The following is a 26,248-nucleotide window of genomic DNA, read 5'->3' on the forward strand; positions in this document are numbered from 1 at the left end:
AAAAATGAGATTAATAAATGGAAGATCAATGAAAATTCCGTCCTTTATAAAAAACATCATTCACCGGCTCATCCTCCTCTGCCAGATTTTTTAATAAACCGGACATATCAAAACAGCGTTCGGCAATGATATGGATCACTTCTCCCTCTACCTGTACTTTTCCGGCAACCATAAACAATTTAGCCCGAAGGATCTCCTTTCGGTATTTTTCGAATATTTTACTCCAGATAACCACATTTGCAAATCCGGTATCATCCTCAATGGTCACAAATAGCACGCCTTTGGAAGTGCCTGGGCGCTGCCGTACGGTAATCAATCCACATACCTTTACGGGCATATTATTTTTGATCAGGCTTAATTTTTCGGTTGGTACGATATGCAGAAGATCTAATTTGTCACGCAGGAAACTTACGGGATGCGCTTTGATGGATAACCCGGTTCTTGCATAATCAGCTACGACATGTTGACTGGGACGCAACAAAGGTAGCTCAATCTGCCCTTCTATGCTTTGTGGAGAAGGTTTTCCTTCAAATAATCCAATGGAGCGATCTCCCAAGGCTGAGATTTCCCACAGAGCTCTCCGCCGATCGAATCCTAATGAACGGAAAGCATCTGCCGCAGCTAGGCGTTCCAGTCCTGATAGGGATAAGCCAACTTCCATCATCCTTGTGATCGCCGAATATCCATGTTGTCGCCCCGAGGTCAGTAACAGCGCTTCTTCTTCCGAAAATCCCTTGATCTGACGTAAGCCCAAGCGCAGGGCATGCGGGCGCCCCATTTCCCCTTCCAGGGTATTATCCCAAAAGGAATGATTGATATCTATTGGGAGAATTTTCACCCCATGACGTTTCGCATCAATAACGATCTGCGCAGGCTGATAAAATCCCATAGGCTGGCTATTGAGCAAAGATGCCGCAAAAATATCGGGGTAATGACATTTTATCCAGGATGAAACATAGACCAGCAGCGCAAAAGAAGCCGCATGGCTTTCCGGAAAACCATAACTCCCGAATCCTTCCAGCTGTCGAAAAACCCGTTCAGCAAATTCTACGGTATAATCTTTCTTCACCATACCGTCGATCATCTTTTGCTTGAAGACCGACACCTGCCCTTTCGCTTTAAAGGTCGCCATACTACGCCGCAGTTCATCTGCCTCGGCCGGTGTAAATCCGGCCGCAACAATCGCAATCTCCATGGCCTGTTCCTGAAACAGCGGAACACCCAAGGTTTTTTCCAGAATCGCCTTAATTTCTTCCTTAGGATAGTCAACAGCCTCTTCCTCATTACGCCGCCGCAGGTACGGATGCACCATATCCCCCTGTATCGGCCCCGGACGTACAATGGCCACCTCGATAACCAGATCATAAAATTCCCTCGGTTTTAGTCGTGGCAACATGGACATCTGCGCCCTGCTCTCAATCTGAAATACCCCCAGGGTATCGGCATGACAGATCATATCATATACCTTTGGATCCTCAACTTCTCCAATATTGGCCAATGTCAGGTCCAGCCCATAATGCCTTTTGGCAAGATCAAAAGCCTTCCGGATACAGGTCAACATTCCCAATGCCAGTACATCTACTTTCAGGAAACCCAGCGCTTCCAGATCATCTTTGTTCCACTCCAGATTGGTCCGGTTATCCATGCGGGCATTTACCAATGGACAGAGTTCATGCAGATTGCCCTGTGTAATAACAAAACCACCGGTATGTTGTCCCAGCTGCCTTGGAAAACCGATATACTGATGGGTCAGTTCGAGCACCTTACGCAAATGTGGATCGTCGGGATTAAGGCCCTGCTCTATCAAGCGCTCCAGGTCAATATAATCATCCCAATGGCTGCTGACCACGCCGGCTAGACGGCCGACAGTATCCATGGATAGCCCCATTGCTTTCCCCACATCACGTACAGCCCCTTTGGCGCGTACCTGTGTCACCGTGGCCACAATAGCCGCGCGGTTGCGACCATACTTCTCATAAATGTACTGGATCACCTCTTCGCGGCGTTCGTGTTCAAAATCAACATCGATGTCGGGTGGTTCATCCCGCGCATCGGACATAAACCGTGCGAAGAGCAAGCGGAATTCCGCAGGATTGACTGAGGTAATACCTAGGCAATAACAAATCGTCGAATTGGCAGCCGAGCCACGACCTTGACATAAGATGCCCTGTTCTTTTGCAAAACGCACATAATCATAAACGGTCAGAAAATAAGAAGCGTAATTTTTCCGTTCGATAAAATCAAGTTCCATCTGGATGGTATCCCGGATAGCATCAGGGATTTGATCGCCAAACCTATCTTTCGCCCCTTTCCATGTCAAATAGACCAATTCTTCCTGCGCGGTACGCCCATTCGAAGACAGTTCATCTGGATAAACATATTTGAGGTCATCCAGGGAGAAGCTGCATGCTGTTGCTATTTCCATTGTCCTTGCAATAGCATCAGGATAGGGGCTAAAGAGGCGCTCCATCTCTGCTATAGGTTTCAGATACCGTTCGGCATTGGGGTACAATTTAAATCCTGCATTTTGAATGGTGCATTTCTCACGGATGCAGGTTAAAACATCCTGTAGTTCCCGCCGTTCGGGGACATGATAATATACATCACCCAAAGCCACAAGGGGAATAGCAAGACTATCGCCCAATTGTTGCATACGGAACAAGAGCTTTGCATCGTCACCACGGTATAGCCGTTTGATACCCAAATATAGGGCTACGCCCAGTTGCTGCTTATATTCCGTTACAAAAGCGATAAAATCGGCTTCCAGTTCAAATTTGGCTGTTAACCGAGTGGGAGGACAAACGATAAATCGAATTCCTTCCCTATACTGATATACATCCGAGCGGTACAGCTGACATTTCCCTTTCTCAGCGCGCAGATTACCGACTGTCAATAAGGATGACAGCCGTCCATAAGCTTCTTTATCGGTTGGGTAGGCCAATAAACTCGGGCCATCCTGTAAGTCTAGGCGACAAGCTGGGATAAGGGTTATACCGTGCTTCTTCGCGGCAGTATGGGCGCGAACTATACCCGCAAAACTATTCCGGTCAGTAACCGCAATTTTGCGGTATCCCAATTGTGCTGCACGTTTCATCAATTCTTCCGGATGGGAAGCCCCTTCCAGAAAACTAAAATTGCTCGTTACCTGTAATTCACAATAACCCATCATTATGCAAAAAATCCATGTAAAAACCATTGATTGGACAAACTGTCGTCGTAATGCCCCGAACGGTAAAGCCAATATCGCTGGCCTTTCTCATCCTCAACGGCATAATAATCACGATGTTCACCTTTTTCTATCCACCACTCCCGTTCAATACGCTCCGGCCCATCCGCCTTTTTAATGGTATAGATTTCCCCTTTGTAGCGAAATAACAGTGGTGGATAATCCGGAATAGGTGCTGTAACCAGAATAGGTTCTGGTATGCGCAATAAACGTGTAGGCCGGGGTCTTTCAATTTGCCAGTCAACAGTGGCTACTTCCCGGACTGAATCAGCAGTTTTCATGGACCGCTCAGGCCAATAATGTGCTGCGGGCAGAAAACGGGAAATTTCACAGGCAGGGTCTCTGCTTTTCAGACGATCCAATAATTCAGTGACCTTGGGATTATCTAATCCTATGCGATTACCCCATAAGTTCTCCTGAACAGGATCGGCCTCTTCAACCTGGGGTACCTTCAAGATAAACAATTCAATACCCAATGCAGGTTCTATCTGTGCGATCTTCAAGGCAAATAACTGAAACAAGTGCTGTTCATGCGCTGTCGCCCGATTAGTTCCGATGTTGATCTGTTCGATTTTTCCGTCAACACGGTGACATTGTAATACCGCCTCCCGTACACCTTTACCTTCCCCGATCAGGCGTTTACAGATTGCTTGTAAAAGTTGCTGCAGCGCAAGCTCAATACCTTCAGCTGTACGGATCGGTTCCATACAGGGTAAACGTTCTTCATAGGGAAGGATAGGTTTTATGGAAACAATAAATTCATCCTCATGCCCAATAGCCTGATCCAAGCGGAAAAGCAAATGATTTCCAAAACGTCTGCGAAGCGCAGTACGTGGCATGGTCGCAAAACTTCCAATAGTTTTTAAACCAAGGCTTTGCAATCTTTCCAGTACAGAAGTTTCCAGGCGAAGTGACTGTGCAGGTAAAGTCAATAAGGTATCAAACTGCATATTTGCCTTTACAATGCTGTTTTCCTTACCGAATCGGGCTATTGCCCAAGCCGCACCGATGGTATCTGCAATACTTATCTGTACATCGTAGCCATGCTGCTGAAATCTCTGCACGATATGCCGGATATAAGATTCCTCTCCTCCCCAGAGGTGGGCACAACCACTGATATCCAAAATGATTCCTTCGGGTGGGTCTATCGCTACAACAGGTGTATACCGGATACACCAATGCGCAATGCTGTGGAGCAATTTTTCCGTTAATCCGGGACGTTCATTGATCACTTTTAAGGAGGGTAAAAATGCTTTTGCATCCGCAATGGCCAAGCCAGGATACACCCCTTCCTGTTCAGCCAAATGATTACTGGCATTGACGATCAGCTTTCCATGGTTAGGAATCGCCAATACAAAAGGTATTCCCTTGAGCTGGGGATGCCCAACAGCCATCCAATCAGTTTTTAGATGGCGAAACCACAGGGATGCAAATCGCTTTTTCATGCCAATCCCTGGTTAAGATAAGATTGTGCCCAGTCTGAGGGCTCTTGCCTTGTTTTAGTAACAGGCTCAAAACCCTCGGCAGTCCATGTCATCTGCCAGCACCCCGGATTTCCGTTCCTGACTTTCAACAAGGAAATATCCCAACTTGGATAGCCAATTCCCGGCAATCCATCTTCCAATTGACTCGGCCGCGAACTAATTTTCCATCGTGCGGCACAGGCTGTGGCACCCAGTAACTTCGGGTTATGCTGTAGGATAAATCCCGTCACTGCACTTTTCTCCACGGCCAACTGCAAGCGCCGCGACTGTACAAAGTCCAAATGATGTATCTCCGCCAATACAGCCGTTATCCCCTCGCATTTCAAAGCCTCTTCCATCGCCCATAAAACATCTTTTTCCCGTTCCATACGGACGAAAATGACATGTTCAGGAACAACACCAAACGATTTCAGGGCGGTGGGAAATAGGGTATGAAAACAGCTTATCCAAATACAGATCCCACCATTACACATCAGCTTACCCAACAGTCCACTGATAAATCCACAGGAAACAGCTCCTCCTACCCGATCAAAACTAACAAATTCGTGAATTACTCCCCTTGGAAAAATTCCATTGGGGAAAGCCTCTTCCAATGGACCAAGGCCCATCGGAAGTACATCAGCCGATTTTTGTGGTACTCCCTGCCATACCAACAGGTCCTTTTTCAATTGGCCAATTAAAGCTTTTTTTTCTGTTAATAACATAGCCACCTCCGTCTTAAAGTTTAAGCAAATTTAATACTAATAATTTTAGTATTAAAACAAAGTTGCTATATTTTTTAGTTTTTTTACATTTTTATAAATAAGGATACATCATGTTTCCGATGCCAAAAGAACTTACATTTCCATTAGAAATCATTCAGAAATTGCTGAATAACATCCTTCTTTCTCGTTGCTACAGGAATCATTTTGCCATCTGCCATCTCCAATTGACCATCCTTAAAATATTTTTTAATATAGTTTGCATTGATCAGATAAGATTGGTGACAGCGGATAAACTCTGTTTCGGGCAGCATGGTTTCGAAGTGTTTCAGTACTTTAGAGACCATCATCGGTTTGCTATCTTTGATATAAAATGTCGTATATCCCTTGTCTCCATGGCAATAAAACACATCATCAATATTCACAATCTGCGTATATTCAAAGGTACGCAGGGCTATTTTTTTAGGTTTATTAGGCGCCTTCAGGTAACTCTCCGCCATATTTAGCTGCATGCTATTGAACCGATATTCTGTATTCTTTTTATAACATTTTTCGATCGCTTCTATAAATTGCTCGGGCACCAAAGGTTTCAACAGATAAGCAATAGCACCGATATTAAGTGCCTCAATGGCATACTGATTGAATGCTGTGATAAAAATTGTATTGATATCCAATTTAAGTTCAGAGAGAAAGGATAAGCTCGAACCATCTTTCAGCTGAATATCAGCTAGGATCAGGTCGGGATTCGACGCCAACAGCTCCCGCTCGGCCTGTGCAATGGAAGGGCTATACCCCACAATCTGCACATAGGGAATACTATCCAGGAGCGACTTTATATACAAGTATATATTATACTCATCTTCAAGAATATAAACTTTCATAATATTGATTTGTTAGTTAAAATATAAAACAAGTGGAATATAAATTTCGACTTTATAACCACGCTGATCATCTCTATAGTTTGGTGTTATTTCAATCCGTGCTTCCGGTTCAGCATCCGCAAACAAAAGTTCTAGGCGCTCCTTTGTAATGACCTGCGATAAGGAGGTCTTGTGTGAAACCTGTTCCTTATGTACCTGCATCCCCCAACCATTGTCACAGATGCTGACATGCAATTGGTTTTCATGTGTACGGAAAGAAATATCCAGTTGTCCCATATAAGGTAAATTCTTAAATGCATGCTCAATGGCATTTTCAACAAATGGTTGTATGATCATGGGTGGAATCATCACATCATCCAGATCCAGATCGTCAGTCTCTATCTGAAAATCAAACACATCCTGATAACGCATCTGCTGTAAAAGTATATAATTATTTAACGATTTAATTTCCTGATCCAATGAAATATATTCTTCCCTATTCAGTTCAAGAATATCACGGATCTGACGTGACAATAAGAGCAGATATTGATTAGCCTTTGCTTTTTGCTCACTGCTGATCAATCCCTGTAGATTGGCAATTGCATTATATATAAAATGCGGATTCAGTTGATTTTGCCGTGTTTTTTGTTCCAAAATAAGCTGCTTATTCTCTGCGAGAATACGTTGATTGATATTTTTTAGCAATTTCTGTTTGTTCCTGAAATAGATAAAAAATGCAATACTGAATACCAGTGCCAACAGGATTACAAATATCCAGCGTTGTTGCAACAATATCTTATGATTGAATGCATTTGTTGTCCGTAATAGCGTAATCGCCTGATCCTTTTTCTCCGTTTGGTATTTTGTATTGATTTCGTTGATCTTCTCAGCTTCGATCCGTTTTGTACTCAGTTTATAATCTTGAAAAGTGGAATCCAATGCAAAATAGGCCCGCTCATAATCTCCTTTTAATGCATAAGCTAGCTGCAGATTGTTATAATAAAATATTTTATTATGTTTGATCTTATGCTTTTTGATAAACCGAAGACCACTATTAAAATAAAATATAGCCGAATCCACCTGCTTATTGTTCAGAAAATTTCTGCCTAAATTGGCATATACATAAGCATTCAGAGTATTGGTTGCCCGTAAATAATTGAAATACTTTTTGGAAGCTTCTACCGCTTTTGAGTTGTTATCGATACTAAAATAATACTGCGACTGTAAGTCATACATACGCATGATAATGGCTGAGTCTTTCGTTGCATTCGCATAATATTTACAACTATCCAAGGTACCTTTTAATTTCTCAAAATCATGCAGGGCCATGTATTGCATAAATTTCATTTCCTGATAAGCTTGAGAAACATGTGCATTGGATTTATTGGGATGATAATGGTACCAGGATTCAACATCTTTCAGAGCTTCTCGGTAGTTTGCCTGCCGGTATTCCGCATTGGCCAATAGATTGTAAAATAGAAAAGTGAATACACTTTTCTGTTCTAGAGCATACTCTTTTGCATCAATAATCTGAGCCATCATCGTTCCGCTAGTTACCTCATTAAAACTGAAGTTGGCACGGATCCCCAAATAATCTTTTAAAACAGTTGCATCTGGAGATAATTTTTGTCCTTCCAGATTTTTTAAAGCAATTTCGACGGAATCTATATTATCATCCAGTAAATACTCGTAGGCCAACAGCATTGAATTGTAAGGTGAATGTTCAAAATAGCCATCTTTCAATAGCTCATTTCTTTTCTTCTTCACAACAGTTGCACTCTTGAAATCCTGTGTAGAAAGGTAGGTCAATAGCACATTTTCATAACTCAACTCAAGTGAATCATTCGCGACTTTGGCCTTTCTATTCGAATCTTGAATTTTATTTTGATGACATGAAAATAGCTGGGCGAGCAGTAAAATCACGATAAGACAGTAAAACGCTCCAGTTCTATGTAATTTCATCAGAATATTTATTAATTCACTTTTGTTCTTCTCCAAAGGTATACGTAGTCCTTCTGTAATTTAAAATAATAATGCCACTATGATGAGTACGATATTTTAAACGTTAAGGTATAACGCTCATCAGAGTTCCGTCAATAAGTAATCGAATATCGGAATATTCCCAACAAAACAATATACCTGAGTTCAAAAATATTTAACTTTCCTGATATTTAAGTAGACTCATAATGGATAAAGATACACAGAAGTATGCTACCTAAGATTCATCCTTTAGCAGGTAGGTCCACCATCTTTAAATCAAGTTGTTTATAACAAAAAACTTCGTCATGCGGTCTTATTAACAAACAAATATACAGGATCGGAAAAAGATAAATCAGGTATTTTAACAATCGTACGGGCAGCATCAATATTTGTATTGAATGATCTAGTTTTCGAACCAACAGAGCAACTTTGAACTTATTTTCATGATTTAATGTAACAAAAGACCATCTTTTTATACTAATACCATACACTAAATATTTTAAGGCATAATGACGAGTAGCTTAATATTGAATTTCATCACTTGGAATGTCAATAAAGACATCTTTACCATACCAATCATCAATCACCCTGTCCGTTGGTATGGCATATTTTGGCTGCTGGGAATTGTCCTATCCTACAAGGTATTATGGACAATGCTAAAAAAAGAAGGCCGACCCATCGAATTTTTGGATCAGCTGAGCATCTATATTGTCTTAGGCACAATTATAGGTTCACGTTTAGGCCATATCATATTTTACGATCCATCTTATTATCTCAGCAATCCTCTAAAGATATTCGCGATATGGGAAGGCGGTCTGGCCAGTCATGGCGGTGGAATTGGTATTTTGCTTGGTATATTTTTATTTGCAAAAAAACAGAAGCTTCCCTTCCTTTGGGTGGCAGATCGAATTGCGCTGGTGATACCTATCGCCGGAGCCTGTATCCGTCTGGGCAACCTGATGAACTCGGAAATGATCGGCACGAAGACAAACCTACCCTGGGCTTTTATCTTTACTTCTATTGACCAATCCCCGCGACATCCGGCCCAATTGTATGAAGCATTATTCTGTATTATATTATTTCTATTACTGCGGTATCTTTGGACAAAACCAATCCTAAAAAACAACATTGGAAATTGCTTTGCCTTATTATTGCCCCTATTGTTTTCCTTTCGATTTCTGGATGAATTTCTAAAAATCAATCAGGAAGATTTTGAAAATTCAATGTTCCTTAATATGGGACAACTGCTTAGTATCCCTTTTATCCTGATCGGCTCTACCCTACTTATCATCAACAACAGAAAAAAGCAGTAAAGATTACATGAAACAACTTATTTTAAGATACCGGCCTGAAAGGCAACCTTAACAAGTTCAGCCGTATTTTTTACATTCATTTTTTCGATCAAACTTTGTCGATGTCCTTCTATGGTACGTTTACTTAAAAAGATTTTGTCGGCAATTTCCACATTTGTAAAACCATCAGCGATCAATTTCAACACTTCCAGTTCGCGCTCACTGATATCAAAGTCCGGTAGCGAGCGGTTTGATAGATCTGTATAATTTTCACCGGAAACCACCTGATCAAGCAGCGCCATACTGATCTCTTCACTCATATATCTACCACCATTAGCCACATGGTTAAGACCAAAGAGAAGCTCGTTATAGCCCACATTTTTAAGCAGATAACCTGAAAGTCCATGCTCAAACCCTTCTACCACATAATAAATCTGATTCAACATCGAAAGGATCACAACCTTAATAGACGGATACTTCACTTTGATCACCCGCAGCAATTCCATACCGTCCATATGATCCATACTGATATCCGTTAAAATAATATCAGGCAGCAATCCATTGTTTAGGAGCTGTAACGCCTCATTTCCATCGGAAGCCTCTCCAATGACAACAAAATCCGCCTGAGATTCCAATAACAATTTAATACCATTACGTACGACCATATGGTCTTCAACCAATAGTATTTTAATCTTACCCATCATTTGCTGTTTTTAATAAAAATTTATCTTTCTTCTTTTAGCTGAATAGTATGCCACTATGGAGTACAGTTGCATTTTTATGTTTTAAAGATCCAGAAACCAATTGTACCTCCCACTTCACTCCATCAGCTGTCCAAAGCCGGCACAAGCTGAATAAAGGTACAAAATTCTATTCATTTAATTGATTTTATAAGGAATTCCTTTGGAACTCATGGCAGAAATAGGAAGTCATTGGTGCTTAAATGCTATAGAAAGTATCCAAAGGAATTAGAAAGGGAACAATATTTGTTTTAAACTATATAGCATTTTATTTTTTTGAAACTTTATGATCCGTTCCGACAAAGATATTTTAACCGTACTCAGCACCGCATCGGGCGCCTGCGCCATTTACGACAGCCCTGAATTTCATATATCCTATGCCAGTGCAAAAATGCTTCAGCTGTGGAATTGTGATGAAACTGTCCTTGGTCAGCGGCTGGAAGATTGTATTATACAGAATGATCTCCATGCTCGTATCTCCAAATTAAAACAGGTATGGTTTAGCCAGAAAACCCTGCTAGAAGAAAATGTATCAATCAGACTTGGTCTGGAAGGGCAATCCGACAGGTATAACTGCAGCATAAAATACCAGCCCCTTATCAATGCAGCAGGAGAAATGTATGGTATATATCAAGAAATAAATATTATTCCCCATCATATGCCGATCGCCCAACAGTCGGATGAAAAGAATAACATTGAGCAAAAACTTCTTGAAGATCTACTAACCCCAAAATACAGTCTGGAAGGAAACATTCATGCAGTCACCAGCTTAAATAAATATCCATTACCGGACCGGGAAACCAAAAATTTAAACCAGAAACTAAAAGTAGCACTAAAGAAAATCATTGAAAGCGAAGAGCATTATCATTTCGCACTACAATCTGCCGAAATGGGGACTTGGAATCTAAACTGTAAGAGCTACATTGTACATTGGGATGAACGTACACGTGAGCTCTTTGGCTTTGCCAAGGGTGAGACTGTTCCTTACAGCGAAGTTTTACGCTATATACATCCCGAAGATAGGAACAGAATAGATCGGGAAGTCAAAAAATCATTGAGTTATCAAAATAAGGGTGTTTATGATGTACAGTTTCGTACCATTGGTGCCAAGGATCAAAAGTTACGCTGGCTCCATTGCAAGGGAAAAATGTATTTTGATCAGGACCAACAGCCGGAATGGTTTGCCGGCACCACATTGGATATTACACAACAGCATGCAGAGCGTAAACAACTGGAGGCCATTAATACCTTGATCGCAAAGAAAGACCAAGAGTTTAGAATGATCGTGGAGGCTGCCGGAATTGGCATCTTTTCCATTGACCTAGAATCCAGGAAAATGGAACTCAATGATCAATGTCGTGAGCTTTTTGGCTTTGATCACCAACGAGAAATACAGGAAGTTGATTTTTTTACGCAGATCCTACCGCAATACCGGGATAAGATACGCCATATCTTTCAAGAAGTGGTATCCAAACAATCCCCCTTTGACTGTCAATGTGAAATAGAAGATAAAAAAACAGGCAAAATAAAATGGCTTCGATCTGTTGGTGGTGGACAATTATCTACCGATTCAAACCGACAAATCATATACGGCGCAATATTCGATACCACCAACGACAAAGAAGAGGAAAGAAAAAAATTGGACTTTATCAGTATCGCAAGCCATGAATTGAAGACTCCTTTGACTTCACTTATTGCCTACATACAGCTGTTACTTGCAAGGGAACAGACACTCAGTTCGGAAAAACGGCTACAATATCTCCATCAGTCAAATGAGCAGGCTACACGTATGCGTGGATTAATCGAGGGTTTCCTGAATGTATCCCAGCTCAATGAGGGGAAATTATTGCTCCACAAAAATACATTTCGTATCTGCACACTAATAGATTATATCCGTAACATCTATTCGCTAAAACCCATCAAGCATTTTATTCATTATACCGGAGCAACAGATTCCAAACAGGAAATTGTTGCTGATCGTGATAAGATTGAACAGGTGATCATTAATTTTATCGACAACGCCATTAAATACGCTCCCACCAATTCGACCATTATCATGGATGTCCTGGTGGATCATGATTATTTCAGTGTAAAAGTCAGCGATCAGGGAAGAGGCATCAGTGACAAGCATCAAAAGCAGATTTTTAACAAATTCTATCGGGTGAATGATTCAACAGATAGTTACGCCTCTGGATTCGGCATCGGCCTGTTTATCTGTCGTGAAATTATCCAAAAACATCAGGGAGAAATTGGTGTGGACAGCGCATTCGGCGAAGGTTCGACATTCTGGTTTAAAGTCCCTATCCGTTGTCGTGAATTACCTGTAACCGCAACGCATAAAACCTCTAAACAGGATTGATTAATGCTTTGCTTGCACTGAAAAAGACCATATTTCTTTCTGAGAGCTTGATTCGCTATCACCAACAGGAATCAGCTGTAGCGTATAAAATGTACGAAAAGGATTGATGAAGACTTAACTTGTATTATCACTGCACGGACATCCAGGATCTTAAAAAACAATAGCAGTAAGGGCATTATTCCTTAAAAAAGCAACAGCTGTACGTCAATTATACAACTGTTGCCTTATACTTTATCAGTCTTCTCTAAAGACTATTTCTTTTTTAGCTCCTGCCCAGCGATATCTTCCCAACGGTAATAATGAAAGGTCTTGTCATCGCTCATGGCAACAAATAAACCGTGCTTAAATGTATCGTTTAGGTACGAAGATACCACATCTGAGCCATCACTTTGCGTGGCCATAACCGGTACAGTCTTCAAATGGACATGTTCGAATGGATTTGTCTTTGTACCTTCACGGCTAAAGATCTGAAAGCGGTTAGCTCCTTGATCGGACACCAAAATATACCCCGTACTATCCGTCAATTTATAAATTGAAATACCCTCATGGTCTTCTGTGAAACCTTCGGTCGCAAACAAGGCCAATTGTTGATTTCCCTTCGCAGGATCTGCATAATACTGCTTCACTCCCATTTGTTCGTCCGAGTAGTAGATATAACCCAGTTCATTGTCTACAGCGATGGCTTCAATTTCTTTCTTTCCACTAAATGAACCAAACTTACGGACTAAGGTGGCCTTCACAGCGCCGGCACCATTATCCGTCAAGAGATATTGACCCAAGTAACCTTCTTTGGGACCATTTTTTCTTCCCACAATGGCATAGATCTCTCCTTTCGGTGAAGTATAAAGTGCTATTCCCATCAGATCCCTGAAATCAGGTTCGGCCTCCCCTACAAACATATCCAATCCACCCTGATCGATTGGTTTCATATCTGGCAACGAGAATACGCGTAGTTTATGTGTCATACGTTCTGTTGTCACAGCGATATCGACGGGTTTCCCTCCGATGGTCAAACCATAGGCGATATCCACATTATTTGGGCGTTTCAAATTTGAGACTACCTTATCTTTAACAATTTTACCTTGTAAATCGTACACAAATAAAGCACCATCCGCATCTTTGTCGGTTGCGATGACCAGACTTTTGCTGGGATCGGTTTTATTGACCCAGATCGCAGGATCATCGGAATCGTAACGTACCGCATCAGTAACAAAAACAGGTTTAATAGATTCCGTTGCGGACGTATTCGTTTTTGGGTTATTACAGGAGACTTGCAGTAATGCCGATGCTGTCAAGCCAAAAAATAGTATTGTTTTTAACGTTGTTTTCATGTTGAATTAATTAAAATTTGGCACCAAAAGCACCAACATAAGTTGCAGGTTGTGGAGAGCTGTAAGATAAACCATTTGATAGTGTCAATCCGTCTATAAAATGTGGTTTGAATGCTAACGTACCAGCTTTCAAAGCGGGTGAATTTCCTTGTAGGTGGAAATCCCAGGCTGCATTAAACACATAGTTATCACCGGGAGTTTCTAATGGATAATTCACAAATTTAGGGTTGTTCTCCCCTGCCAATTTGCCCTTGACATCATTGGTACCCTCAACGATATCATTCTTTCCGACCTGAAATTGATCCACCGTCAATTGGTCATAGCCATAATACCAATTGTTGCTTGAAACCGAGCGCTTATCTTCGGGCTTTTTGGGATCGCGTTTGACCCCGAATCGCGTATTGGCGAACAGATTATTGTACACTTCCGCTTTAACAGAAGCCTCTAACCAAACCGAACCACCTTTTGCTGTCGGCCGGCGCCAGCCCGTATTCAGCATGGTATTGTTATAAACGATGATATGCGCCTGTGGTATCCGGTCTCCTGAATTGGACAGCTTTAAGGCATTGGTATTAACACTGTAGACCAGATTGTAGGCTACATCAGCGAGGCTCCCCGATTTAAAGTTCATTGCTTCTCCCCCAGTCACACCGTTCGAGAAAAAACGATTATTGGCAAAGATAATTTTGCCACCCTCTATATAGGTGCAATCTTCATGAAAATGGCTGATTGTACTATTTTGAACGATCAACTTCCCATCGATATTGGAGAACCATAATGCCGGCAGTGCTTCGCCCGCGGCCTTTTTATACAATCCCATTTTTACAGACATTGAAGCATCTGAAGTAACTGCTCCCCCATATTCGATGATGGTATGGTCTAAAACTAACTCCTGACAACTGGGTGCCGCTAAAATACCGCCCCAAAGCTTTCCAAATTCATTGGTTTTAGATTTGTATTTATCTTCTACGGTAAATTTCACGGGATTTTCAGCTGTACCCAAGGAATACAGATTACCCAATACCACAATTTCAGCTTTACCAACGGAGTCCATTAGTACAGTCACACCCTCTTCGATAGTCAATGATTTTCCTTCTGGAATAATAATATCGCCTTTAATATGCTGGATACTCCCCTTACTCCAAACGCCGGAAACTTCACCAATAGCACTACCATTGGCATCCGAAGTATCCACATCAATATTCGCCTTTTCACAGCTGCCGAACAATGCAACTGAAAGTGATATCAACAATAAAATAATGTTATTTTTCATCAGTATATTTTATGATGAGCATACGCTCGATTTATTTGATTATAATATGCTAAATGCTTTAAAAACCTATTTATTCAGATTATAGCGTAGACCGAGCACATAATTCTGACCATATAGATCCTTACGGATAAGCGTATTGTCCCCTTGCACCAATTTTTCCATAATCTTATCATTTTCAGGATTTGTCCCTTTCACATAGAGTTCCATCGCTGTATTTAAGATATTATTCGCTTTGGCAAAGATTGCCCATCCGCGACTGAATTTCTTTTCCACAGAAGCATCAAGCTGAATAAATCCCTTTTGCCATAAATCATTATTCAAAAACTGGGAAACTGTATTGATCCGGGATCCCGTATAAGATCCTGCAAGCTGTCCTTCCCAGCCCTTATTGGTGTCTTTATACAGTAGGGATAAATTGGCTATATGTGCTGCCTGTCCATAAAGAGGACGGGTTTGATCCAAAAATATAGGATCAGGATCCTGTGTGACCTCGTTCGTCTTACGGCTCATTTTAGTGGTCGTGATGCGCGAATGCGTATAGGTATAATTTGCCTTAACGCCAAATTTTTGGATATACTTGATATAATCAACCTCTAAGCCGAAGTTTTTAGCTGTCCCAAAATTTCCAGGTGTGTAGTATACGTCCTGCCTGCGTACCTCATCAGGCTGAAAAGTGTACTCGATGGGGTTTTTAATCTTTTTATAAAACATACCCACAAGAAATTGTGATGAGGCTTCTGGGAATAATTCGTAACGTAAATCGAAATTATCGGCCAGCGCATGTTTCAGATCTGGGTTCCCTCGCTCCATAAATTCCTCATTGACAACACTAGATGGAACAATTTCGTAAAAACCTGGGCGGTTTAATGCCCGATAGTAGGCTGCATGAAGTTGTTGCTTTTTGTCCAAATGGTATTTAATTGTTAAACTCGGCAACCATTCGGTATAGATCTGGGATCCCTCAGGTCTCTTTTCTCCAGCTGGGAATAATAATTTATACCCCTGATTCGTATGTTCCAAACGTATACCTCCGATCATTTGGAGCTTGTCATTCTCATAATTGAACATACCGTATACCGCCGTCGTTTTTTCATCAGCATCGTAGGTCAATGCGTTAGCAACAGCCCCAGTAGCATTACTGACTGTCAATTGAAGATCAGTATACTTCTGAAAATCAACACCATATTTATACTTCGCCTCATCAGCGATTGGAGAAAGGTTATAATTATTATAGAAGCTGCTCCGCTGTTTGTCACGATATAAACCACCTGTGGAAATCTCCAGTTTGTTTTCAGCCATCGGCACTTTATAAGCAAGGTCCCAATAACCGGCCCGATCCTCATCGGTATTGCGTTCCCAACGGTAAGTCACCGGTGACTTGTTTACGAGAGAAGTTCGTCGACGAATGAAATTCTCTTCTACTCCATCCAAACTAATGCTGGTATTTTGTGGCAGCTCATTACGAGCGGAGGAAAACACTCCCGACCAGCGAAAACTCAAGCGATTATCCAAAAAATGATGTTCGCCTTGAACATTACCAGTGTAGATCTGTTGTTGTGTCTTCCTGCTACGGGTCACATAGGTCAGTTCTGACTTACCGATACTCGGATCGTATTGTCCATTGTAAATTGTATTGACCGCATCCCGTAATTGGACGTTGCTCAAATTTACATACATCTGATAAAAACTCAGCCGATGGTTTGGGTTGAATCGATAATCAATTTTGTTATGCAGTCCCAAGCGTTGTTGCTGTTCATCATATTGTCTGTCACCCTGTTCAGTAATGACCGCATTGGGATTGACATCAACGACAGATGATTTGTAGAAAATAGAATGACTGCCGCGATGGAGGTTTTGATAACTTGCTCCTAGTATGACTCCCAACTTATCATCTAAATAGCGATTGCCAATCGTTAGGTTACCGATAAGATCTGGGGATGGTTTTTTATACGTATAATCCAACGTTCCCTTATCAAAATCAGCGGAAGTAGCATTATAATTTTTCCCATGCAGTTCGTAAGGAGATTTTGACGAAACCCCGCTGGTGGAAAAACTACCAAAATCCCGATTAAAATACCGTTGGCCATAACCTGTAGCCAAATTGGCCTGAAACAATAATTTGCTTGGAGCAGATTTCATGACCATATTCACGACACCACCAATGGCATCAGCCTCCATATTTGGCGTCAGGGATTTGTAGATTTCCAATCGTTCCAACATATCCGATGGGAATAGATCCAAGGGCACATAGCGGTATTTATTGTCAGGACTAGGGACTTTCACGCCATTGACCAATGTGGTATTATAACGTTTGTCCATTCCCCTTAAAATCGCGTACTGCCCCTCACCATTTGAATTCCGTTCGATGGAAACACCTGACACACGTTGCACAACGTTCGCTACTGTAATATCTGGCGAGATCTCAATCGCCCGCGCCGATACCACATTCATAATTTGTGAGGCATTCTTTTCTAATCGACGGGCACTGGGATCATCATCACCGCCATTACGCTTGCCTTTGACAGTCACCTCCATTAGGGTCTGTTCACTCGAACTAAGCTGAAAAGTGAAATGAGGTGTATTTTCCTTTTTAATCTCAATTTCGCTGATCAATTCGGCGTAGGCCACATGCCGAATATGAATTCTAGCTGTACCTGCAGCCAGTCCCTTGAATTCAAATGAACCATCCAATTGTGTCTTGGTCGACAAGCCATTTTGTTCGAGCAAGACGGTAGCACCAACGATGGCTTCCCCTGTTTGTGCATCCAGGACTTTTCCCTTAATCTTGGTCGCATAAGCGGCGCTGATTGAAATACTGGAAGCAAGCAATACCGTTAAAACGTTTTTCATTTTTAATAGATTATTATGAATCTCTGATTGTTGCTGCAAATATGACAGCAGCTGACAGATTCACAAAATATCTGGCGTTACAAGATGGAAACAAACCAAAACCTGTCCTATACGAAAGGGAAACACAAAACTACAACCGACTGAATTAAAGCTCATTACTAATAAAATAAACGCCATTAAAGTTAGGTTACCCTTGTGTTAAAAAATTATGAAATACCTATCAGATATCCTGCGAGGTCCTCGCCCTGTTCCAATTTTAGTTTTTTCCTTAACCGATGCCGGGCCACCCGAAGGCTGTCTTGTGATATCCCCAACAGGATCGCGATATCTGTATTGTTGAGATTGATTTTTAGCAATGCGATCAGGCGCATATCGGCGGCAGTAAGATCTGGAAACAGCCTGATCAGTTTTTCAAAAAAACTATGATGTACGCGCTCAAATGTCCCCATAAATTCTTTCCAATGGATGCCTTGGGTAATATGTTCACTGATCTGTTGGACCAGCCGTTGCATGGCTTTCTTTTGATCCCGTCGATCGTCTTTGACCAGGACTTTCAATTCGTCGCGAAGTTCTTCCAGAAATTGATTACTACGGATGAGGTTGAGTGTATGGGAGGTGAGTTCTTTTTCCTTCAATGCTAACTCCTGCTTGAGTTGTCTGTCTTCCAACAGTTGATTTTTAAGTGCAATTTCGGCCAGTTCACGCTCCACCTCCTGCTTTCGCGATTCGGCAATTTGTGTTTTGATTCTTATTTTCTGTCGGCTATAAAGTACATAGGAAAGTATACTCAAAAGGACCAGTACTACAATCGTACCAAGTAATAAGATCGAATTTATCCGTTTGTTTGTCTGTAATTTTTCGATCTCCTCCGTTTTTTTGTTCATATCATATAGCGCCTGAAAGAAAGCCGTGTGTCGTGCTCCATCTACACTATAAAGCTCTAATACCAGTTTTCGGCTCCGCTCAGCATAGAAGTAGGCACTATCCATCTGCCCATTTAGCGCATATGTTTTACTGAGATCTTTTGTTGTTGACGCCATTTGATAGACATCTCCAAGGCTTTCCGCCAAGCGAAAAGCCAGTTGGGTCAATTGAATACTTTCAGGATATTTATTGGTTTTTCTAAAAATATCACCCATATTATTGATCACCACAATCTTTCCATAGTTATCCTGCGTTTCCTGGTATAAATCCCTAGCCTTTGCAAAATGGGCGTAAGCACTATCATATCTCCCAAGATCTTCATAAATGCTACCCAAATTTTCTAGGATCTTGGCTTCGCCGTTATGGTTGGCTTGTTCACGATAGATCATCAAAGCCTGCTTTTGATAAACAAATGCCGAATCATAACGCCCCTCTTTTTCGAAAAGATGGCCTATATTCCCTAGCACAGAAGCTTCACCATTACGATTATTTTCAGCTTTGAATGTGTAGAGAGCCTTGTTAAAGTATTCCTTCGCCAATTGGTGTTGCTTATTGAAAATATTGAGTTCTCCGATATCGCTCCAGTTGGATCCCAATGCTTGTTTCGCTTCAAGTTGCGTATAGATTCGATCCGCCTGGAAATAATAGTCCTGTGCTTGAGCGTAATGCCCCTGATTCACACATAACCAACCGATGGCCTGTAAACAATTTCCCTGTAGGAGCAGATCGTGGTCATTGACAGCCTTTGCATACCGTTTTTTTACCTGGACGATCGCTGAATCCGGATAATTTTGGCTTAATACCCGGATCTCTTTAAATGAATCAGCTTGTGCAGCAGTCAGCTGCGGCAAAAATAGCAATGTCAGGAAGCTGATCGAAAATATAATAGTGTAAGAAATCTTCATTTTGCAGTAAATAATCGCTGCGTAAAATTACTTCTTAACATGTTAAGAGAATATTAAATCAGATTAAACTTAATATAGATTGAGTGAATCTTTTTTAAGCCCAGTGCTGTAAACCTATTTTAGTATAAAACACAAGTATAGGACACGGGGCTTTTCTTCCTATTGTCTTCAGAGCTTCTTCGGATTGTCTGGGATACTGATCAATATTGCTGCGGATCGGTTGCAGGTTTTGCCCAAACAATTTCTGCATCGAATCTGCCTCAGGTCTGTTCCGACTCAGCCACCTGTCTGGCTGTTAGCGAATATGGTCCGAATATGATCCGAAGAAAGGTGGTAATTATCCAAAGAACAATCCATATACAAACGGGTTGCCCCAAAAAAGGGAATAAAGAAAAAGGTGTCCGATTTAATGACCGGACACCCCTGTCTACATATTGATTTATTAAATAATTGCTCAAATAAAACAGATTGCGATTGCTGCGCGCCTATGGGCAACATCCCTAAGCCTAAACCAACTTGGACCGGTACCGATCAATCACCAGATTTGAGTTCGATCAGCGGTGTTATGCGTTCCAAAATATCAAAGGCAACTTCCGCCATCTTATTACCTTTTTTGTCCAACAAAGGGTTTACTTCGACGATTTCCAGGCAGCTTACTTTTCCAGATCGTATAATTTCTTCCAATATCAAAACGATTTCCTTTGGCATAAAGCCTTTGGGAACAGGTGTACCCGTACCGTCTGAAATCAATTCACTATCCATGCTATCCACGTCAAAAGAAATATAAATCATATCGCAGTCCTGCAAACCGAGCAAGGCTTCGGCTACACAGTCATCAATCCCCCGTTGGCGAATTTCTTCGACCCGATAATTTTTTATGCCCAAACGCTCAATCAAAAGGTCCTCGGGTTCCTCAGTATCCCTAACTCCAAAATAAATTAAACTCGTTGGTTGTATCTTTTCTGCCGGACCGGCAATACGCTTCAGTTTATTCCAAAATTCCTGCGTTGACTGATCAATTTCATTAATTTTACAGGCTAGGTTGTCTTCATTCAACATGGCCGCCAAAGGCATACCATGCATATTGCCCGAAGGTGTCGTATAAGGTGAATGAATATCTGCATGTGCATCAACCCAAATCACGCCCAGTTTTTTATCCGGATAAGCCGATTTTATGCCACTGATCGTTCCCATCGCTGAGGAATGGTCACCCGAAAACACCAAAGGAAAATTACCCGCAGAAAGGCTATCCTCCACTGTAGAGGCCACCTGCTTACATTGTTCGTAAATCTGCTGGATATGTTTACCGAAAGGATGGTTGTCATTTTGATAAATGGAGCTATTTCGTGTAGGCACATCCACAAAGGGATAATTAATGAAATACTGACTTCCCTTGTTGATCGCTGCAATCTCAATCGCATCTATGCCTAAGTCGGAACCTCTCGTGCCCGCACCGATATCTGATCTGTTTTTGATCAATTCAATCATTTTCTTCATGATGCAATCATATTAGTCAACGATCGTTCGATTATCTCCAGACAACTGTCAATCTGACTTTCTGTAATGACTAAAGGTGGCGCTAAGCGAATCTTGTTGCCGTGCGTAGGTTTGGCCAAAAGACCATTTTCTTTAAATTTCAAGCAAATATTCCAAGCCAAATCACTTTCTTCACTCGCGTTGATCACAATGGCAGTCAATAAACCTTTGCCCCTGACTTCGGTGATCATATCCGATTTAGCCGCTATTTTTCGCAGTCCCTCCAAAAATAGATTCCCCATTTTACGGGCATTATTGACCAGATCTTCATCCAGTACAACCTGTAGCGCCTCCGTTGCTACTGCACAAGCCAGTGGATTACCACCGTAGGTAGAACCATGCTCACCCGGTTTGATACATAACATAATAGCATCGTCTGCCAATACCGCTGAAACAGGTAATACACCACCGGATAGCGCCTTACCCAATATCAATACATCCGGTTTACTCGCACTGTCCACATCATTAATGGCGTAGGAAGCCAACATACTTCCGGTTCTTGCGATACCTGTCTGGATTTCATCCGCAATAAAGAGCACATTATAGGCTGTACACAATTGACGTACGCGTTTCAAATAGTCTACATCCGGAACAACAATTCCTGCTTCCCCCTGAATCGGCTCAACAATAAAACCGGCAATATTTTTATCCTCTTTGAACAAAAGTTCCAATGCTTCAATATCATTGTAGGGTACCAATGTAATTCCTTCCACAAAAGGGCCAAAATCATTGGTTGCTGTTGTATCATTTGAAGCAGATATCACCGAAATGGTGCGTCCATGAAAATTGTCTTTGGCAAAAACTATTTTAGCTTGATTCGCTGCAATACCTTTGACTTGATAGGCCCATTTACGGCAGAGCTTCATAGCTGTTTCAACAGCCTCTACCCCTGAATTCATGACCAAAGCCTTATCGAAGCCGAATAGTTTACAGATCATTTCCTCAAAGTCACCAAGTTTGTTATTATAGAAAGCACGAGAAGTCAACGTCAACTTTTGAGCTTGGTCGGTCAACGCAGCAATGATACGTGGGTGACAATGCCCCTGATTGACTGCAGAATATGCCGAAAGGAAATCAAAATAAGATTTTCCATCAACATCCCATACCATCACTCCTTCTGCGCGCTCCAACACAACTGGCAAGGGATGATAGTTGTGTGCTCCATATTTCTCTTCCTTGGCAATAAATGCCGCTCCGTTTCCTTGTGTAGATACCATACTCATAATTTGGATTTTATTTCAAATAATAACAAATATACAATTTTTACTATTTTTAAGGTAAAATAATAGAATTTAACATTAAATTAGCGTTGAAATATTAAAATTAACTTTTAAACCTACATAACAATGAACGGCATAGACGAATTTGACCTTAAAATTTTAAAATACCTGGATGCGGATGGCCGAATGGCATATTCTGCTATCGCAACGGCATTAGGCGTATCCAATACCATGATCCATCAACGTATCAGTCGTCTCATGGAGCAAGGGATATTAACAGGTATAAAACCTGTATTGGATGAAAAAAGATTAGGTTATGATTGGGGGGCCTTTACTGGCCTTAGTCTGGAAAAAGATCATGATTCAAGCCGCATCATTGCAGAACTGAAAAAGATCCCTGAAGTTACCGAATGTTATTACATCACTGGGAACTACACCTTATATGTCAAGATTATTGCCCGGAACCACGAACATATGCGCCAGTTGCTCTATGAAAAAATCGATAACATTCCAGGCATTGCAAAGACCGATTCACTGATCGAATTGGGATGTGCCTTTAAACGTAATATTATTCTTTAACAACACAATAGCAAATACAAAGCGGCCTTGAATCTCCAACAGGCAACAGGGGATTCAGGATCGCGCTATTGTTTTCCAATATTTGCCAGCTCCTCCTCTGTCCAATAAATCAGCTCCCGCAATACAAACACATTTTCATAACTTCCCAATCCATCGATATAATCCCATAGATTGCCCTCAACTTTAACCGGTCTACCATGATGCAATATATCGTATCCACTATCCAACCAATTTTGTATCTGCTCTTTATCCATCTATATATGATCTTATTGTTAATACTTATTTAATAACGACTCCCTCAAATATAAGGCATTTTTGCGAGGGAAATAAGTCTCCGCATAAGAAAATTTAAATTCAACATTTTATAGAAAAACAACCTTTCCCTGATAAGTTTTCGCATTGAAATCACTGATTTTAGGATTAAATAAAGTATATTCGTATAAAACCAAATTGTATAATTATGGCAGATTTTTTCTATGTGGGTTATGAAGGCGAAGATGAATTACTCGAACTTGTGGCCGTATCGACCATCCAATCCTTACTATATTTTCAGGACGCCGATCAGGAAGATTTTACAACGATAAAAACCTCTATTGATCAAAATTTCATTGTCGAGGAAGATCTAATTACCGTGGCAGAGACCCTACGCCTGGACCAGTCTATTGTACGTTTTACTCCCGGAAAACCAAATTACAAAGATTAGAGATACTAACGTAAAAACACTATTTATCAATCCGCTATTGCCATCCTGATTATCAGGGATGCGCCATAGATTTTTGCTTTAAACAAAAAAATAAATGACATGAGAGCAGTTTTAATAGGTGGTTCTGGTGCAACTGGAAAAGTACTTGTTCAGGAGTTATTAAAATCATCCGATTTCACCGAGGTCGTTCTCCTCTTGCGCCGCAAGGCATTTGAGGAACAGCCCAAATTAAAGCAGATCATCGTAGACTTCGACAGGTTACAGGAATATGAACAGGAAATTTGCGGCGAGGTTGCCTTTTCTTGCCTGGGTACTACACGTAAAGACGCCGGTAGTAAAGATGCCCAATGGAAAGTGGACCATGACCTCAATCTGCAATTTGCAGCGTTTGCTAAGAAAAATGGAATCCCTTCTTTTGTATTACTTTCAGCAGTCAACGCAGATGCTGGATCAAAAATTTTCTACAATCGAATGAAAGGAAGTCTGGAGCAACATGTTAAAGTGCTCGATTTCGGTCAACTTATTATTGTACAGCCAGGTGGCTTGATACGCCCCGATACAAATCGCTTGGGTGAAAAGATTGGTATAAACGCATTACGCGCTTTTAATCGTATCGGCCTTTTTAAGACCTATGAAGCACTTCCTGTTGCTACGGTCGCCAAGGCAATGATACAGTCCATTCATAACCGCAAAGAACGCATTAATATCATTTCAGTAGAAGATATCAAACAGCTTTCAGAAACTGCCGACCAACAGTAACGTGAAAAGTATTCATAACATTGAATTAACAATAAACTAATCCGGGCTTATTAATTTGCCGTCATTTATTTTATTTATCACACTAATGAAAAAACGCTTTTTATTCCTTTTTCTCTTTGCTTTTATTTATGTATTTCCAGCTTTTAGCCAACAAGCGAAGTATATCTTTTATCTGATCGGTGACGGAATGGGACTTAATCAAGTCAATCTGACCGAAATACACCGTGCGGAACTCCAACAAAAAAACAGCACAGTACCTTTGGTTTTCACCCAATTTCCCTACGTTGGTTTTGCCTCCACCAACTCCCAATCTAACGGTGTCACCGATTCTGGCGCCGGCGGTACAGCACTTGCTGTAGGCAAAAAGACAAAGAATGGTGTTATAGGAATGGACAGCACCGGAACTGTACCGCACAAAAGTATCGCTTATGCAGCCAAAGAAAAAGGAAAGAAAGTCGGTATCATCACAAGTGTGAGCATAGATCATGCTACCCCCGCCTCGTTTTATGCCCATCAGCCTGACCGCGACATGTACTACGAAATCGGAAAAGAAATCATCAGCTCCAATTTCGACTTCTTTGGCGGATCCAATTTCCTAAAGCCCGAAACAACTTTCGATAAACAACCGGCGCCTTCTCTTTTTCCACTATTTGAAAAAGCAGGCTATAAAATTTTAAAGGGAAAAGAAGCTTATGCGCAACATCCTAGTAAATCTGACAAAATTATCCTGATGAATACAGCTGGAACTGCTACGGATGCATTAAAATATGCCATAGACCAAAAACCATCCGATCTGAAACTCGCAGATATTACCGCTGCAGCGATCCAATCCCTGGAACAGAACAATAAAAACGGCTTTTTTTTGATGATTGAAGGTGGAAAAATAGATTGGGCCTGCCATGCTAACGATGCCGCTACAACAATTCAGGAAGTATTGGACTTTAATTCAGCGGCAGAACTTGTCTATGAATTCTATAAGAAACACCCCAAAGAAACCCTCATTGTCGTCACTGCAGATCATGAAACTGGCGGACTGGGCATCGGTAACGGCAGTTCTACTTTAAGAACAAAGTTGCTGGCCAACCAAAAATTATCACATGCAGCGCTTTCAAATGAAATCGGCAACCTCCGCAAAAACAAAGCAAACGCCACTTGGGATGACCTCAAAAACCTGCTTTCGACAAACACAGGTTTATATGATCAGGTAAAAGTCAATGAGACGGATGACAAATCGCTAAAAGAAGCCTATCAAAGGAGTTTCGTCGATCATCAGAATGAGACAGCAAAAAGTTTGTATGCGAGTGATGATAAAATCGCTGCTTTAAGTATTGCTATACTGAACCGTATGGGCTCTATTGCCTGGGCTTCCAACAACCATTCAGCAGCCTATGCTCCTGTTTACGCCATTGGTGCTGGTGCTGAGCTGTTCAATCAGAAAATGGATAATACCGATATACCAAAGAAAATAGCACAAGCCGCAAAGCTAACCTTAGACTAAAAACAAAAAAATCCCCAGGAAATTCCTG

General features: G+C 41.2%; 19 protein-coding genes. 6 read left to right on the forward strand and 13 right to left on the reverse strand.

Going from position 1 to position 26,248, the window contains the following annotated elements:
* Window positions 1-25: 25 nt before the first annotated feature.
* The 5 genes from ACK8HY_RS21255 to ACK8HY_RS21275 all read right to left on the reverse strand — a co-directional run bounded on the left by ACK8HY_RS21255 (window position 26) and on the right by ACK8HY_RS21275 (window position 8,233).
* Complete coding sequence (locus tag ACK8HY_RS21255) at window positions 26-3,169, reverse strand: error-prone DNA polymerase (RefSeq protein ID WP_416134743.1); 3,144 nt, start codon at window positions 3,167-3,169, stop codon at window positions 26-28.
* On the reverse strand, window positions 3,169-4,671 hold the full coding sequence (locus ACK8HY_RS21260; RefSeq protein WP_416134744.1) for a Y-family DNA polymerase: 1,503 nt from the start codon (window positions 4,669-4,671) through the stop codon (window positions 3,169-3,171). The genes ACK8HY_RS21255 and ACK8HY_RS21260 overlap by 1 nt, the downstream gene beginning before the upstream one ends.
* Window positions 4,668-5,414, reverse strand: coding sequence for an ImuA family protein (locus ACK8HY_RS21265; protein ID WP_077434164.1), 747 nt, complete (start codon window positions 5,412-5,414; stop codon window positions 4,668-4,670). Before ACK8HY_RS21265 ends, ACK8HY_RS21260 begins: the two co-directional genes overlap by 4 nt.
* Window positions 5,415-5,557: 143 nt before the next feature.
* On the reverse strand, window positions 5,558-6,292 hold the full coding sequence (locus tag ACK8HY_RS21270; RefSeq protein ID WP_416134745.1) for a LytR/AlgR family response regulator transcription factor: 735 nt from the start codon (window positions 6,290-6,292) through the stop codon (window positions 5,558-5,560).
* A gap of 12 nt (window positions 6,293-6,304) precedes the next feature.
* Complete coding sequence (locus ACK8HY_RS21275) at window positions 6,305-8,233, reverse strand: sensor histidine kinase (RefSeq protein WP_416134746.1); 1,929 nt, start codon at window positions 8,231-8,233, stop codon at window positions 6,305-6,307.
* A 527-nt stretch (window positions 8,234-8,760) separates the two neighbouring features.
* On the opposite strand from ACK8HY_RS21275, the gene lgt reads away from it, so the two are divergent.
* Entirely contained in the window at window positions 8,761-9,564 is an 804-nt protein-coding gene (gene lgt, locus ACK8HY_RS21280) for a prolipoprotein diacylglyceryl transferase (protein ID WP_416134747.1), read from the forward strand.
* 17 nt (window positions 9,565-9,581) lie between these two features.
* On the opposite strand, the gene ACK8HY_RS21285 is transcribed toward lgt, so the two are convergent.
* The gene (locus tag ACK8HY_RS21285) at window positions 9,582-10,247 is read right to left on the reverse strand and encodes a response regulator (RefSeq protein ID WP_416134748.1); all 666 of its coding nucleotides are present in this window, start codon (window positions 10,245-10,247) and stop codon (window positions 9,582-9,584) included.
* 322 nt (window positions 10,248-10,569) lie between these two features.
* On the opposite strand from ACK8HY_RS21285, the gene ACK8HY_RS21290 reads away from it, so the two are divergent.
* A complete protein-coding gene (locus ACK8HY_RS21290) occupies window positions 10,570-12,642 on the forward strand; it encodes an ATP-binding protein (protein ID WP_416134749.1) in 2,073 nt (690 codons plus the stop codon).
* Window positions 12,643-12,893: 251 nt separating this feature from the next.
* Here ACK8HY_RS21290 and ACK8HY_RS21295 read toward each other — a convergent pair whose 3' ends face one another.
* From ACK8HY_RS21295 to rocD, 6 genes are all read right to left on the reverse strand, one after another.
* A complete protein-coding gene (locus ACK8HY_RS21295; RefSeq protein WP_077434174.1) occupies window positions 12,894-13,973 on the reverse strand; it encodes a phytase in 1,080 nt (359 codons plus the stop codon).
* 10 nt (window positions 13,974-13,983) lie between these two features.
* On the reverse strand, window positions 13,984-15,246 hold the full coding sequence (locus ACK8HY_RS21300) for a hypothetical protein (RefSeq protein ID WP_077434176.1): 1,263 nt from the start codon (window positions 15,244-15,246) through the stop codon (window positions 13,984-13,986).
* Between the two features lie 66 nt (window positions 15,247-15,312).
* Window positions 15,313-18,096 (reverse strand): TonB-dependent receptor domain-containing protein, encoded by a 2,784-nt coding sequence (locus ACK8HY_RS21305; protein ID WP_416134750.1) that lies wholly within the window; start codon window positions 18,094-18,096, stop codon window positions 15,313-15,315.
* 206 nt (window positions 18,097-18,302) lie between these two features.
* The gene (locus tag ACK8HY_RS21310; RefSeq protein ID WP_077434180.1) at window positions 18,303-19,925 is read right to left on the reverse strand and encodes a tetratricopeptide repeat protein; all 1,623 of its coding nucleotides are present in this window, start codon (window positions 19,923-19,925) and stop codon (window positions 18,303-18,305) included.
* A 531-nt stretch (window positions 19,926-20,456) separates the two neighbouring features.
* The gene (gene rocF, locus ACK8HY_RS21315; protein WP_077434182.1) at window positions 20,457-21,422 is read right to left on the reverse strand and encodes an arginase; all 966 of its coding nucleotides are present in this window, start codon (window positions 21,420-21,422) and stop codon (window positions 20,457-20,459) included.
* Window positions 21,419-22,684 (reverse strand): ornithine--oxo-acid transaminase, encoded by a 1,266-nt coding sequence (gene rocD, locus ACK8HY_RS21320; RefSeq protein WP_416134751.1) that lies wholly within the window; start codon window positions 22,682-22,684, stop codon window positions 21,419-21,421. The genes rocF and rocD overlap by 4 nt, the downstream gene beginning before the upstream one ends.
* A 123-nt stretch (window positions 22,685-22,807) precedes the next feature.
* On the opposite strand from rocD, the gene ACK8HY_RS21325 reads away from it, so the two are divergent.
* The gene (locus ACK8HY_RS21325; RefSeq protein WP_077434184.1) at window positions 22,808-23,260 is read left to right on the forward strand and encodes an Lrp/AsnC family transcriptional regulator; all 453 of its coding nucleotides are present in this window, start codon (window positions 22,808-22,810) and stop codon (window positions 23,258-23,260) included.
* Between the two features lie 65 nt (window positions 23,261-23,325).
* Here the strand turns inward: ACK8HY_RS21325 and ACK8HY_RS21330 are convergent, their stop codons facing one another.
* On the reverse strand, window positions 23,326-23,514 hold the full coding sequence (locus ACK8HY_RS21330; protein WP_077434186.1) for a hypothetical protein: 189 nt from the start codon (window positions 23,512-23,514) through the stop codon (window positions 23,326-23,328).
* 206 nt (window positions 23,515-23,720) lie between these two features.
* Between ACK8HY_RS21330 and ACK8HY_RS21335 the strand changes: the two genes are divergently transcribed.
* The 3 genes from ACK8HY_RS21335 (at window position 23,721) to ACK8HY_RS21345 (ending at window position 26,220) form a co-directional block, all read left to right on the forward strand.
* Window positions 23,721-23,963, forward strand: a complete 243-nt coding sequence (locus tag ACK8HY_RS21335) for a hypothetical protein (protein WP_077434188.1) — start codon at window positions 23,721-23,723, stop codon at window positions 23,961-23,963.
* A gap of 99 nt (window positions 23,964-24,062) precedes the next feature.
* Window positions 24,063-24,722, forward strand: a complete 660-nt coding sequence (locus ACK8HY_RS21340) for an NAD(P)H-binding protein (RefSeq protein WP_416134752.1) — start codon at window positions 24,063-24,065, stop codon at window positions 24,720-24,722.
* Between the two features lie 85 nt (window positions 24,723-24,807).
* Window positions 24,808-26,220, forward strand: a complete 1,413-nt coding sequence (locus ACK8HY_RS21345; RefSeq protein ID WP_416134753.1) for an alkaline phosphatase — start codon at window positions 24,808-24,810, stop codon at window positions 26,218-26,220.
* Window positions 26,221-26,248 lie beyond the last annotated feature (28 nt).

Origin of the sequence: Sphingobacterium sp. NGMCC 1.201703, assembly GCF_047784615.1 — a bacterium.
Taxonomy (GTDB): Bacteria; Bacteroidota; Bacteroidia; order Sphingobacteriales; family Sphingobacteriaceae; genus Sphingobacterium.